The 13,544-nt window shown below is 49.0% G+C and carries 15 protein-coding genes and 2 tRNA genes; 6 read left to right on the top strand and 11 right to left on the bottom strand.

The genetic code is table 11. The annotated features are described in order from the left end of the window. Positions 1 to 6: 6 nt before the first annotated feature. Together COV52_04255 and COV52_04260 are read right to left on the bottom strand one after the other, a co-directional pair. Positions 7 to 92: transfer RNA gene (locus tag COV52_04255), tRNA-Leu, on the bottom strand. Between the two features lie 13 nt (positions 93 to 105). Continuing rightward, complete coding sequence (locus COV52_04260) at positions 106 to 489, bottom strand: preprotein translocase subunit SecG (GenBank protein ID PIR11406.1); 384 nt, start codon at positions 487 to 489, stop codon at positions 106 to 108. A gap of 119 nt (positions 490 to 608) precedes the next feature. Here COV52_04260 and COV52_04265 point away from each other — a divergent pair, with 119 nt between their 5' ends. From COV52_04265 to COV52_04285, 5 genes are all read left to right on the top strand, one after another. Next, positions 609 to 1,157 (top strand): queuosine biosynthesis protein, encoded by a 549-nt coding sequence (locus COV52_04265; protein ID PIR11407.1) that lies wholly within the window; start codon positions 609 to 611, stop codon positions 1,155 to 1,157. A 145-nt stretch (positions 1,158 to 1,302) separates the two neighbouring features. Next, positions 1,303 to 1,845 carry a GTP cyclohydrolase I FolE gene (gene folE, locus COV52_04270; GenBank protein ID PIR11408.1) on the top strand — a complete coding sequence of 181 codons (543 nt, stop codon included), beginning with the start codon at positions 1,303 to 1,305 and terminating at the stop codon, positions 1,843 to 1,845. 93 nt (positions 1,846 to 1,938) lie between these two features. Further along, on the top strand, positions 1,939 to 2,715 hold the full coding sequence (locus COV52_04275) for a hypothetical protein (GenBank protein ID PIR11424.1): 777 nt from the start codon (positions 1,939 to 1,941) through the stop codon (positions 2,713 to 2,715). A 9-nt stretch (positions 2,716 to 2,724) separates the two neighbouring features. Further along, a complete protein-coding gene (locus tag COV52_04280) occupies positions 2,725 to 3,612 on the top strand; it encodes an NADPH-dependent 7-cyano-7-deazaguanine reductase QueF (GenBank protein PIR11409.1) in 888 nt (295 codons plus the stop codon). Between the two features lie 76 nt (positions 3,613 to 3,688). Further along, a complete protein-coding gene (locus COV52_04285) occupies positions 3,689 to 4,492 on the top strand; it encodes a 7-cyano-7-deazaguanine synthase (protein ID PIR11410.1) in 804 nt (267 codons plus the stop codon). Positions 4,493 to 4,524: 32 nt separating this feature from the next. On the opposite strand, the gene COV52_04290 is transcribed toward COV52_04285, so the two are convergent. From COV52_04290 to COV52_04330, 9 genes are all read right to left on the bottom strand, one after another. After that, positions 4,525 to 5,265 (bottom strand): triose-phosphate isomerase, encoded by a 741-nt coding sequence (locus COV52_04290; protein ID PIR11411.1) that lies wholly within the window; start codon positions 5,263 to 5,265, stop codon positions 4,525 to 4,527. Positions 5,266 to 5,297: 32 nt separating this feature from the next. Further along, positions 5,298 to 8,825, bottom strand: a complete 3,528-nt coding sequence (locus COV52_04295) for a hypothetical protein (protein ID PIR11412.1) — start codon at positions 8,823 to 8,825, stop codon at positions 5,298 to 5,300. A gap of 19 nt (positions 8,826 to 8,844) precedes the next feature. Then, a complete protein-coding gene (locus COV52_04300; protein PIR11413.1) occupies positions 8,845 to 9,642 on the bottom strand; it encodes a hypothetical protein in 798 nt (265 codons plus the stop codon). A gap of 99 nt (positions 9,643 to 9,741) precedes the next feature. Further along, positions 9,742 to 10,065: a transcriptional regulator gene (locus tag COV52_04305; protein ID PIR11414.1), complete on the bottom strand. Its 324-nt coding sequence runs from the start codon at positions 10,063 to 10,065 to the stop codon at positions 9,742 to 9,744. Beyond that, on the bottom strand, positions 10,059 to 10,442 hold the full coding sequence (locus COV52_04310) for a hypothetical protein (GenBank protein PIR11415.1): 384 nt from the start codon (positions 10,440 to 10,442) through the stop codon (positions 10,059 to 10,061). Before COV52_04310 ends, COV52_04305 begins: the two co-directional genes overlap by 7 nt. A gap of 123 nt (positions 10,443 to 10,565) precedes the next feature. Further along, positions 10,566 to 11,630, bottom strand: coding sequence for a cell division protein ZapE (locus tag COV52_04315; protein ID PIR11416.1), 1,065 nt, complete (start codon positions 11,628 to 11,630; stop codon positions 10,566 to 10,568). Beyond that, positions 11,627 to 12,274 (bottom strand): alpha/beta hydrolase, encoded by a 648-nt coding sequence (locus COV52_04320; protein PIR11417.1) that lies wholly within the window; start codon positions 12,272 to 12,274, stop codon positions 11,627 to 11,629. The genes COV52_04315 and COV52_04320 overlap by 4 nt, the downstream gene beginning before the upstream one ends. Positions 12,275 to 12,277: 3 nt before the next feature. Next, positions 12,278 to 12,655, bottom strand: a complete 378-nt coding sequence (locus tag COV52_04325; GenBank protein ID PIR11418.1) for an acyl-CoA thioesterase — start codon at positions 12,653 to 12,655, stop codon at positions 12,278 to 12,280. After that, the gene (locus tag COV52_04330; protein ID PIR11419.1) at positions 12,652 to 13,314 is read right to left on the bottom strand and encodes an SAM-dependent methyltransferase; all 663 of its coding nucleotides are present in this window, start codon (positions 13,312 to 13,314) and stop codon (positions 12,652 to 12,654) included. The genes COV52_04325 and COV52_04330 overlap by 4 nt, the downstream gene beginning before the upstream one ends. Before the next feature lie 65 nt (positions 13,315 to 13,379). Between COV52_04330 and COV52_04335 the strand changes: the two genes are divergently transcribed. Further along, positions 13,380 to 13,470: transfer RNA gene (locus COV52_04335), tRNA-Ser, on the top strand. Positions 13,471 to 13,544: the final 74 nt, after the last annotated feature.

Here is a 13,544-nt window from a genome sequence, read left to right on the forward strand (position 1 = left end):
TAAATTTGGTGCCGAAGGCCGGACTCGAACCGGCACGACCGAAGGCCACTACCCCCTCAAGATAGCGTGTCTACCAATTCCACCACTTCGGCATGAATAAACACACTACTTCACCGGCTTGTCAGCGGCAGGGCCAGTAACGCTCAACGCGTCAATCGCCTTTTGCGCACCCGTGCTCGGTGTCTTCGTTTGCTTATGCTGCGCTTTTGATAACGCCGCAACGTTATCTAAGAGACTGTCTTTCTGTGTGGTGTGTTTTTGTGAAGTGGCCATGTGCGTGAGCAACAAGCTCGTCACAAAGAATAAAAGACCGAAAAAAGCGGTAATTTTGAGCATGAATGAGCCCGCGCCTTTACTGCCAAACACGGTGCCCGAGGCGCCTGCGCCAAACGCGGAACCCGCAGCCGCGCCTTTACCTTGTTGAATCAAGATAAGACCGATTAAGGCCACGGCAAAAACCACGTGTAACATCAAGATTATTTGATACATTTTTCATTAACCCGATACTTCGTCGAGCTGCACTTTATCACAAGCCAAAGCCTTGAATCAAGCGGTATCGCCGGCCAATTCGCTTCACTGCAAGCCGGTTTTCGAGCATAATGTCGGCCATGACACAATACATCACCCGACAGCATGCCATCGACTTTGGTCACCGTGTCATGGATGAGCGCTTTAAGTGCTTCAACCTGCACGGTCATCGAGGCCTTATCGAGATGCGCTTTGGCTTTGAGCAATGCGAGGAGATTGGTTACGCCGTTGATTTTAAAGAAATTAAGCGCGTGGCGTGTGTCTGGATCGATGAACACCTGGATCATGGCTTTGCCGCCAACCCGCATGATCATGAAATCATCAAAACCTGTCAACATTTGAACAGCAAGCTTTACCTCATGTCGCTTAACGGCGAAGCTCAATATTGTAACCCCACCGCTGAGAACCTCGGCAAAGAGCTTTTCCTTGCCATTGATACCCTATTTATAGGCCGAGCTTTTTGGCTAGCGTCCTTACGCTTCTACGAAACGCCTAACTGCTGGGTCGATACAGACGCCTCGAGCATCAGTGAAAGCGAACGCCAGCATTTTTTAAGCTATCGTGGTGAGGCGCTACACGCCTATGCCAAAGACAAAGGCATTGTCGAGTACGACCAGCGTAAGTTGTAACTACCCACGACGGTTGCGACTTGCTGATCGCTCGCAAAGCCAACCCCATCACGCCCTATCGCCGCAGACAAAAAACACACGCTCATGAATCAAGTGCGATTCCTTTCGTTCTCACGTATACTACGCGCACAATAATAGGTGCCCAATGAACGATTTATTCAAACAGATTCTAGAAGCCATAGGCGAAAACCCACAGCGCGAAGGTTTACTCAAAACCCCGGAACGCGCCGCCACCTCCTTGATGGAGCTCACCGAAGGTTATCGCATGGACATCAAAGACATCCTCAATGGTGCCATCTTTTCCGCTGAAGCCACCGACATGGTCGTGGTCAAAGCGATTGATTACTACTCCCTGTGCGAGCATCACTTGCTGCCGTTTTTCGGTCAATGCCATATTGCCTATTTGCCACAGGGCAAAATTTTAGGCCTGTCTAAATTCGCGCGTATCGTTGACATGTTTGCCAAACGCTTGCAAGTGCAAGAAAACCTCACGCAACACATTGCCGAGTGCATCATGGCGCACACCAACGCCCGCGGTGTGGCGGTTTCGATGACCGGTGAGCATTTATGCATGCAGATGCGCGGTGCACGCAATCACAACGCGAGCATGACCACCAGCTGCATGCTCGGCGCCTTCAAAGACAACATGGAATTTCGGGCCGAGTTTTATGACCAAATCAAAGCCTAAATTTAAAAGCCTCATCATGATCACGCTGATCACCCTGGCCGCAGCGTGTGCGGCTGTGAGCGTGATTATTCTCGGCGTTGCCGCATTCAGTCACTGACCATGAAACGCATCGAAGATTATCAAAGCACCCTGCCGATTATTGAACTTTACCCTTGTATTCAAGGCGAAGGCAGTCGCGCGGGACGCCCTGTGATTGCCATTCGCACCACGGGCTGCACACACCGCTGCCATTTTGGCCAAGGCGGCTGGTGTGACACCTGGTACTCGAGTATTCATGCCGAAAAAGGCCGCTTTTGTTTTCAAGCTATTCTTGATCTGCAGGCCAAACACCCACAGATCAAAGAACTCATGATCACCGGTGGGGCACCGACCATGCACCCTGCGATCATCAACGAGCTTCTACACTACGCACATAAAAAACAGTTGTTCGTAACACTTGAGACCGAAGGCTCACATGCACTTGAAACAGATTACCCGATTGATCTGATCAGCCTAAGCCCGAAATTTTCCAACAGCGTGCCCAAGCTTGGCGAACTGACACCGCTTGGCAAAACCGTGGATGCCAGCATGATTGCACAGCACAATAAATATCGCTTGAATCATTCTGCCATCGCGCAACTGCTCGCTTTTCACAAAGATTATCACTTCAAACCCGTGTGGGATGGCAGTAAAACCACGCTACTTGAAATCAAAGGCTTTATGCAAACACATAAACTCGCGGCTGAAAAAACGTACCTGATGCCAGCAGGCCAAACGCGTGAAGACATGGTACGCCTCTACCCGCTTGTGATGGAAGCGAGCCTGAACGAAGGGTTTAATTTTTCAGGGCGCTCACATATCATTGCCTTTGATGATAAACGCGGAGTTTAAAACCATACCATGAACAAAATTGAAGAACTGGCGAAAAAACATTTAGGCCAACACAAAGACTACGGCGATCAATATGACGCAAGCCTCTTAGTATCGATTCCGCGAAAATACAACCGCGAGCATTATCAGATTGATGAGCAGCGCCTACCCTTCGTCGGCTGCGATGTATGGCACGCCTATGAAATTTCCGTACTCACTGAAAAAGGTCTGCCGGTGAGCGGTATTTTAAAAATCACCGTGCCCTGCAACACGCCGGATATTTTCGAATCCAAAAGCCTCAAGCTGTATCTGAACAGCTTTAACATGACACGCCTTGGAAACAACCAGACCCAGTGCATTACCCTGCTTGAAGAGCGTATTCGCCAAGACCTCTCGAAGGCCACACAAGGTGAGGTGCAGTGTCGTTTTTTCAATACGCAACCACCCGAAACCGACTTAACGCAGGACTACACACCCTTAAGCACGCTATGCGATTTAGATGCCATCGACTTTACCGTTCAAAATGCCGGCGCGAGCTTTTTAACTGGCGAAGACAGCGGCTTTCGGCAAACGTATCGCTTTCAAACGGATTTATTGCGCAGCAATTGCCGTGTCACGAATCAACCTGATTGGGGCGATGTGTTTATCCACCTAGAGACCACGCATGCTGTGGATTTCAAAAAAATCGCCGAGTACATTGTCAGCCACCGAAAATTGAATCACTTTCACGAAGAAATTTGTGAAATGATTTACGCGCATTTTCAAAAGGCATTTAAGCCTGAAAAACTCAGTGTTCTCTGCCTATACACACGCCGCGGTGGCATTGACATCAACCCGTTTCGCGCGAGTCATAATGATTGGATTCCCGAAGCGTTTGGCGATGTGAATCGTTTGTTTAAACGCACGATTCGACAATGAACCCTTATTGGCTTCTAGATTTTCACCGGTTATCACGCTTTCAGCGTTCAACTCAGGCTACCCACAAGGCTATCTCATGAAATACGCGGTACTTTCTCACTCCGGCGGCTTGGACTCCAGCACATTGCTCTTGCGCTTACTGCAGGAAGGCTACCATGTCACGGCCTTGCATTTTGATTACGGTCAAAAACACAAAATCGAAATCGAATGTGCTGCCAAGCTGTGTGACCATTTAAAACAGCGCGGCCTTGCGGTAAAACACCAGCGGATCACGCTAGAGGGTCTCGCACCACTTTTGCATTCACACTTGGTTTCAGGTGGTGATGAAGTGCCCGAAGGGCATTACCACGATGACAACATGAAAGCGACCGTGGTGCCCAACCGAAATAAAATCTTCAGCTCAATCATTCAAGCCGTGGCCTTATCCACTGCAGAACAACAGAATACCACGGTGAATATTGCGCTGGGCATTCACGCTGGTGATCATGTGATCTACCCCGACTGTAGGCCAGCGTTTCGCGAAGCTGATTATCAGGCGTTTGTGCTCGGCAACTGGAACGCTGAACAGGTCACCTACTACACGCCGTATATTGAACTTGATAAAACCGCGATCTTAAAAGACGGCCTGCGTTGTTGTGATGCGCTGGGCTTGGATTACCGCGAGATTTACAGTCGCACCTTTACTTCGTACAAGCCGATTAACATCGATGGGCAATGGTATAGCGATTACAAGTCGGCCTCATCGCTTGAGCGCATTGAAGCGTTTATCGCACTAGGCATTGATGACCCCACACTGTATGCCGATGAAAACGGCCCGCAGCCTTTTAGCGTGGCAAAAGCGCATGTGGAAGAAAATGGTTTTGAACGGTCTGGCAAATAAATTCAAGAGTGGGTATTAACGCCAGGCGTGTTTCAAACCGCAGAACAAATCGCCGCAAACTCATCGGCTTTCAATGACGCGCCGCCGATCAATCCGCCATTCACATCAGGCTTCGCTAAAAGTTCAGCCGCATTATCCGGCTTCATGCTGCCGCCATAAATAATATCCACGGCTTGCGCATTTTCACCCAAACGGGTGCTTAAAAACTCACGAATCACATCGTGCATGGCTTGCGCCTGATCGGGTGTCGCCACCTCGCCAGTGCCAATTGCCCACACAGGCTCGTAGGCAATCACAAGCTTAGCGAGCTCTGCATCACTGATATCCGCCGTGGCCGTTTCAAGCTGTACGAGCACCACGTGATCGGCTTTTTCCGCTTTTCGCTCTTCCAAGGTTTCACCCACACACAATACCGGCGTTAAGCCGGCTTTAAAGGCTAAAGACACCTTGCGCGCAATCATGCTAAAGTCTTCATGGTAAAGTTGGCGTCGTTCAGAGTGACCGATGAGCACATAGTCACAGCCCACGTCTTTCAACATATTCGCAGAAACTTCACCGGTAAATGCACCTTCGTTTTGATCTGAGACGTTTTGCGCACCGAGTTTAATGGGCGAGTCTTTTAATATTTGATGAATAGCTGGCAAATACACAAACGGCGCAAACACCACCACACGAGCATCTTTCGAAGGATGAACACGGGCTTTCATGGCCTTCGCCAAGTCAGTCAATGACTGGAAATCGCCATTCAGTTTCCAATTACCGCCAAAAAACATGTTCGCCCCTTAGATACTACTCTTAAAGTTACTTAAGCCCTGAAGGCAGGTGACGATGACTGCTGATCACCCGACGGACCAGCATCGGCGGCGGGGCCTCGCGCACCAGAATGCACAACCCCCGCACGCTGACTCTTCCTCTGCTCTTGCGCAGATTTATCACCAGGCGAGCTCGAAATAGCTGACATCAATGCGTCCGTGCAAGACAACCAATTCGTAAGGCTGTGACGGCGAGCACTTGCTGTGTTCAACGCCTCATCAGGACCACGATGCACAATATCATCAAGGCGTTTCTGATAGAACTCAGGCAGCTTTTCAATGCCTTTAATCCGATCTTTTTTAACGCCTTTTCCAAGCGCATACACGGCAGCGTAATATTTAGCCTCGTTGATATACGCTTGCGAAACTGGCTGCAAGGTATCGCTACGAACTTGACCAAAAGGCGAATCAACACCCAGCTTTGCTTTTCTCACAGACTCATCGAAACTGTTTAAGTCCACATCAAACTCTTTGTTGTCCGCATTGTCCAACAATGATTGATTGACGACGTCCTCAATGGCTTCTCGATCTTTATCGTAACGACTAACGCCCGCTGTTTTCGCTATACCCAAAAAACCACCAAAAAGCAGCAATAACAATAACGCAAAAATAGCATGAAACACGTTGGCATTAGCATCGCCGCCTGTATGACGACCCAGACCACGCCACACGCCTTTTGCAGCCGCCCTGAAGTGACCCTGGCCTCGGTTAGTCTCTGTTGCGCTTTTAACAACGCGGCCCATGGGCCCCGCCTCACCCCAGCGGTCAACGATCGCGTTTTTATCGGTGTCTTCACGGTGCTTTTTAAGCCTGCGTTCTTTCGCCTCGCCCAACACTTTTCGCGTGGTGTCTTCGTCTTTAAAAATCGCTTGTTCACGCGAGTGAATGCTTTCATCGGCTGCTTTCAAAGCATCAAGCTTTGCATCAAGCTTTATGCATGAATCACACAGAGTATGGTAACTAGAGCCTGGCTTATCTGAATCCGGCTGCGATGACAGCTGTGCCGCGACCAAATCAGCATCGGTCACATAATCTTTTTGCGAAAGTTCAACGAGTTTGCTCGCATAAGTGTCACTGCCCGCCGATTGAGCAATATGAGCACGAGCTTGCTCTAGTGCTAAAAATTCACGGCAGGTTTTATCGCCCGCTATCTTCGCAACCTGATCATAATCAGCCCAACGCTGCTTAAGGTGATCTTTCAGATTTTGCTCCGCTTGATCAATTTTTCCGTTAAGCTCTTGGGTTTTGCTTTGCCTTTCCACGAGAGACTCAGGACCAGCACCATTGACGTTTGCCTGATGAAAATCAGCAAGTGCTCGCCTAGCTGAAGCCAACTCAGCTTTGAGTTTAGCATTCTTTGATTGCCATTGATCAAACGCACCCTTAGAATCCTGCCATTGTTGGAAAAGACTCGCTCTTTCATCAACAGTAAAATTGCCTTCTTTCGCTGCTTTTAGACGTTGCAACAACTCCTGAGAACCAGAACTCTCTCCGAGAGAATCACACTGATCTTTCAAATGTAAAACATACAGTGCTTGAAGCGCAGCCGGTACTTCAAGTGGGGTTTTAAGCGCCGGCACCACATGCACCCGCAACCAACCCAAATAAGCCTTGCTCAAAATGGGTAAAGCTTTTTCAGGCGTTAAACCCATCTTTTTGCGCGCCCAAGCTTCGCCTTTATAATCCGCAAAGGCTTGAGCTGTGATATTGGTAATACCCTTTGCTTTAAACAGCGCTTGAATCTCTTCGGCGATCACGGCTTTAGGGTCTGGCTGCTTCTCTCCTGGACGGTGTAACTCGACCAAAGAGCGCTCTTTGAACTGCCAGTTCTGATATTGCTCTCGAATAGCTAGCCTGGCTTGCGCTTGAGGCAAGCTGGCCATATTTTCAAACCAAACCGGATTTTGCGCATCAATAAAAGGGCGAACTCGATCTCGCAATTGACCAGAAAACGTTTTAATATCTTCAGCAAGAGCCGCCTTAGACTCTTTTTTCCACGACACCTCATCATCAGACTGGCTCCCCATAAGAACTCTTTCTCTTTGAACAAGCCCATCACCATAGTCGCGCTCACGTTTTGTCATATTCATAAACGCGAGCTCATCAAGCACCATATCACGTGGATTTTGTTGCCCAGTGGAATCTCTCAGCGATTTGACATTAGACCCGCCGAAACCACTATTATCTCCACCCGACAACCAAAGACTATCTCTACGGCTCCCCATCAATATGCCATCATACTGTGGCATCACGAAACGATTACCGGCTTTCTCGCGAACTTCCCTATACAAGGCCTGCCTAGTCTCTCGAAGACGTTCGCTCATAATCCGGAGGTTTTCAGGATCATCGCCAAAACGGCCAGCATGAGCAGGGCTAAAGACAGAATCTAAGCCCGCAACAGAGGGATCAAGCAGGGGCAACCCTGTGCTCACCAAGTAATCATTTAGCTCTCTCAAGGGCTTTTCTTCACGGGCCTTTAGCGCCTCAAACAAACCTTGTTCGGCTTCAGATTTTGCAGTCTCTACAGGAATCGTGTCACCAACCGTTCCGTCATCTTGCAAGGTGTAAACTTTACCCGCTTCACGCTTAGGCGCGGTACCAGCAGCAACAGGTTTTTCATCGGCTAGCCATTGTTTAAGCGCGGCATCGCTCACCGAAGATTGAATATTTGTCTTAGCAGGCTCGGATTGAACAAGGCTTAAGTAGGTATCTTCAAACTCGGTTTTTAAACGTAGCAACGCTGGCGTTTGCGGGGTTGGCACGCCCGAAGCCACGAGATTCTGGACAAAGCCTCGCTGGGCTTTAGCTTGGTTTTCAGCAGCCTGAGTCTCAGCATCAATCCGTCGTTTAAGATCCCTGAGTTGAGCCAATAGTGCTTGCCCAAACGAACTCTTAGGTGGCGGTATAGGTGGGGAACCGTCTGCTGGCGTTCCACTTTGCGACAAATAATCCACACCCAGCCGATAAACATCAACCCCTGAGCTCTGCGCCAGCATACCAGGCAAGCTGGGTTGTTGCTGGCGTTCCAATTTGCCCGCGACAATACGCTGAGCCGGCTGGCCATCGGCATACGCCAACACCGCCCAATCCTCTTGCTTGACAGGCGCAGGTGGCTTATCACCGGGCTTAGCCTCTTTAGGCTTTTCAGCGGGTTTACTTGCCAGGACTTCAAATTTTTTAAGATCAGCCTCAGTTAGATCAGCAAAATTCACATCAACTTCAATGAGGCCATCACCCTGGCCGACAACCGTTAATTTAGCTTTGGGAAAAGCTTGCGTAAATGTTTGATCGCCGAGGTTTAATACTTTGCGTGCTGCACGAAACGCAGCCAGACCAACGTCATTTTGGCAATCGGATAAATCCACTTCTGCGTCTATGGGTAATGTGCTTAGCTGAAGCTTGTCTTGGTCATCATGACCAATTCGTTGGCGCAGCACCTCATACGCCTGGCCGTTATGTCGACCCCTAAGGCGCAAAAGCACTTTAGATTTACCTGGTTTACTTTTGTTACCTTTAGCCATGGATGATCTCCTCGCTTTATTATTCAGGTTCGCTCAACGGTTCTGGCTTAGCACCTTGTCGTGCGGCTTCTGCCGGCGGCGTGTAGTTTTTAATGGTCATTTGATGGCGCGAGCGATTATTCAACTCTCGCACTTCATACCAAGCGGCCATCGCCATTTTATCAAAACCACCGAGCTCAATATTCCAACGCCGTCTGTGCACTTCGCGCACCATGCCGCGCGCTGTATCTAAGGCATCTTTCAAACTTCTGTCATCGGCCAGTAAATCTTTCGGGCTTGCCACCAAGCAGACATCGAAATCGTAAATTTGATATTTGTCGCTCACGTCGCGAATTTTAATTTTTCGGCCTTCTTTGGCCAGACGCATATCATCGGCATTCCACACCGTGAAGGAAGCATAACGCTCAATCAGGTGGTAAATATCGGCTTTGGTGACCGGGCGCTCTAAGAGCTCGATAAAATCTTGCGGTAAGTCGCGGCCTTCTTGGAAGGCTTGCCAAATATCGAGCTGGCGTTTTTCGATTTCTTCGGGGTTCATCTGCACGCCCACCCGCAACTCGATGGGCTGGATGCACGCTTCATCATTGATATCTATCTGTAAATGAAACGGCGAGCTCACACTCGAGCCCATGCGCGGTGAGCCGCGCAACACGCCTTTGGCATCCAAGGTCACACCCTCAGGCAAAGGATCACCTTTGGCCGTGTCCAAAAGCACTTGCTCTAAATCCATTTCGACGGGTAGCGCACGGGCCAAATCAAAGGGCCGCATTTCGCGACCTTCGGTAATATACAGTGTCTTGCTGGGCAATGTTTCCATCTGTAGGATCTTTCTTACAAAATTAGTGGCTTATTTTAGCAGCTGAACGCCTAAATCGCAAGAAATTGGCGGCTTATTGAACAAAAATAGTCGCAGCCCCTAAAACAAAACCTCGACCCCGCGAGTGGCCACAAGGTTCAAGAGTTTCAAGGAAGTACCCGAGGGCTGCTTAAGACCTTGCTCCCATTGGCGTACCGTCGACGGGCTAGTATTAAGCGCTGCAGCAAACACCACCTGAGATAATCGAGAACGCAACCTTAAGCGCTTAATCATTGCGGCGGAAAAGGGCCTGAGTGGTGGCAGGCAAAATTTGTCGTATTCACGCATCTTTTTTGCATCGATAAACCCAAGCTCACACAGATCCGACGCCAACTCATGGACTGCTTTGAAGGCTTCAGCTGATAGATTTTTTTCTTTTACCATGACGATAATTTCCTTAGTTTTCCGAGTCTCACCGCCCGATCAATTTCATCGGGATTTAGTGCCAGCAGATCTTTAGCCAACAATTTAAGTACCTTTAGCGCATCAGGATTCACATTAGCCATTTCATTTTTCCCAAATGCAAAAACCAAAAAACACGCTACGTCAGAAGCCACAAATAAAAAACGATAACCGCCGCGCTTACCATTGCCCGCTTTTGGCACGCGAGCTTTAAACAAACCGGACCCTAATGAAACACAGGCAGATTCGAGAAAAGCCTTGGATAACGAGCCTAGTTGCTCAATCGACAATCTTTCTTTTTTAGCCCAGCGGATAAAATAACGAGATGCATAAACCTCCACAAACCCCCTGAAGTATATTACTAAGTGTTATAGTTGTCAACGCAGAAATGCGCTAACAACCAGAGCCGAGGGATTCGCCAGAGAGAGGGGCAAGAACAGAGGAAAAGCAAGACTAGCACAAAACGAAATCGACAACAGAACTTATTTCCGAGCACCGCCGAGATAACCCTCGGATTGCATTTCATACAAGCGACTTTGCGTGCGCTCATAGGCTTTCGCGTATTCACCCTCAGAATAAATCGCGCTAAGCGCCACATCGGATAAACACACCAGCTTCACGTGCGCATCATAGAGCACGTCAATAAAACTGATCCAACGTGAAATGTAATTATGTTTTTCTTTATCAATGGCGTGCAGGCCACGGACAAACACGGCTTCAAATTGCTCAGTAATCGCAATGTAATCGAGCTGACTGCGATCACTTTCGCACAGGGTTTTAAACTCCAAATACAGTGCAGAGCTCGACTGCCCCAGTGTCGCCAAGCTTCGCCCGACCAGGGTAATGCTGCCTTGTGCAGGCGTGACGCCATACGCATTTAAATACTGGAGAAAACGCGTTTCGTTCGCCTCATTGATAGGCGCAAGAAACACATCAGTGACATCGGATTTTTGTAAACGATAATCTTTGCCACTGTCGACCTCCAATATCGCACAATAGGTTTTGATTTGATCAATGGCCGGCAAAAACTGCTCGCGCTGAAGACCGCCCTTATACAAATCATCGGGTGGGATATTCGAGGTAGCCACCAACACCAAACCTTGCGCAAACAAGGCTTGCATCAAATGACCCAGCAACATGGCATCCACGATATTGGTCACCACAAATTCATCAAAGCACAGCACCTGAAACTCTTTGGCCATGCGTTTAGCCAGCTTTTCCACGGGGTTGCTCTCACCCTGCAAGGTTTTCAGCTCATCATGCACACGCTTCATAAAACGATGAAAATGCAAGCGAAGTTTAGGCAAGGTAAGCGCGCCAAAAAACGCATCCATCACATAGGTTTTACCCGTGCCCACATTCCCCCAAAGGTACAAGCCTTTAACAGGCGAAGCTTTGGCCATCGACCACCAAGATTTTTTAGGTGCCGTGTTTAAGGCTTCTAAAAGCTTATCCAATTCAGCAATCGCTTGAAGCTGCGCGGCGTCTTCTTGAATGTGGCCCGCGCTCACCGCGGCCTTGTATTGTGTGAGTAATACTGCGCTCATGTATTCACTATCGGCTCAAAAAAAGTTTTAATCGTTTCACGTAACGGGTTTAGATGACCGTGAAAAAAGTGACCCACACCCTCAAAGGTTTCAAGCGTGACACGCTGCGCATTTTCTTTAGCAAAAGCATACACTGCAGGCGCTGAAATCACTTCATCCTCCGTGCCTTGCGCAATCAACCAAGGACAGTTGATCGCCGTGAGCGGCGTGAAATCAAAATGCTCCATCGACGGCGCGACAGTCAACAAACCTTTGGTTTCGGGTAATTGATTGCACGCACTGGCCGCCACAAAAGTGCCAAAAGAAAATCCGGCTAGGTAAAGGTCATGATCCGGTAAAGCCGCTTTAGCCGCTGCAATCACGGCCATCGCATCCGCTGTTTCACCGATACCCTCGCCGTAACTGCCCTCGCTTTGTTCCACACCGCGATAATTAAAACGCACTGTTTTAAGGCCCAAGTCATGAAACGCCTTAGCCATGGTAAAAACGACCTTATTGCGCATCGTGCCTTGGTACAAAGGATGCGGGTGACAGACAATAGCCAGCGCATTTTTTGCCTTCTGCGGTGACAACGTTAACAGTTGCAAGCCCCCGGCCGGCCCCACCACAAACTGCTCTGTCTCTTTTTCATTAAATACTAACATCGCCTACACGCACTTAGGTAAGCGCCGCGGCTTACCAAGATCAGAAATGGCCACAAAGATTAAATCGCCTTGGGCGACTTTTTCCATTGTCCCTTCGTGCAATACACTTTCACGCACCACATCAACATGCACGGTCATTGAGCTTGCCCCTGTGTCAACAATCTCTGCGTAGAGCCTCAAAAGATCACCCACAAAAACAGGCTTAATAAAGCGGATGTCTTTAACGGCTGCCGTGGTCACAGCGCCTTGCGCACGACGCGCGGCGGGCACAGACGCAGCAATATCCATTTGCGCCATGAGCCAACCGCCAAAGATATCACCACGCGGATTCGCCGACTCCAAACGAGCGCGAAGAATTAATGTCGGTTCATTTTTTATCATTCTATTATCACCTCATTGATTAAACGGTAACAGGCTTCACCTGCTTTAAAATATTTTTGCTCAAAACGCGTCATTGGCAAAACACTAGCATCAAGCCGTGTAATACGTGTGGCGCTTTTCGGGCGTAAGCAGTGTAGCGCAATTTCCCATTCGTCTAAATACACTCGCCAATTACTTCTCACCTCAAAACGATCCGCACTATGAGCTAGCACTGGAAATACAGGATGAGCTGGCCAACGTTTTTTAAACTGCACTTTTTTAGGGTACGGATTAGGGTAAAGCAGATAATGCCAATCCGCCTTAAGTCCCGCCTCAACAAACAAACGCCAGAAGTCGCGCACGTCAGCACGAAACAGGCGCACATTATCCGGCAACTGCTTATCTGCTTTTGATAACCTCAATAAAGATTTATCCAAACCAATCACCGTGTGCTCTGAAAACTGCTCGGCTAAAATCTGACTGCTCATGCCCGTACCGCAACCGCTGTCGAGAATGATAGGCGCATCACGACGAACCATAAAGGCACGCGCCTGCTCAAACACCTCGATTTGATGCGCGGCAATGGGCCTTCGCCAAACGCTGGACTGGTGGGATTGCAGTGCAAGCAACAGCTCCTCGTGCGGGGCGATCTGCTCGCTGTGTATAGTGTATTCTGACATGGCGCCATGGTAGCAAGTTATTGGCTGGGCAAAAACTCAAATCTTTGTTACCATGCCGGGCATCTGGAGAGGTGGCCGAGTGGTTGAAGGCGCACGCCTGGAAAGTGTGTATACGCTAACCGCGTATCGAGAGTTCGAATCTCTTCCTCTCCGCCAAAATAAAGAACCGCCGTGAGGCGGTTTTTTGTTTGGGTGGAAGGAAAGGTGAGAACTCTCGCAAACGCAACGCG

Source organism: Gammaproteobacteria bacterium CG11_big_fil_rev_8_21_14_0_20_46_22, assembly GCA_002796245.1.
Lineage (GTDB): Bacteria > Pseudomonadota > Gammaproteobacteria > UBA12402 > UBA12402 > 1-14-0-20-46-22.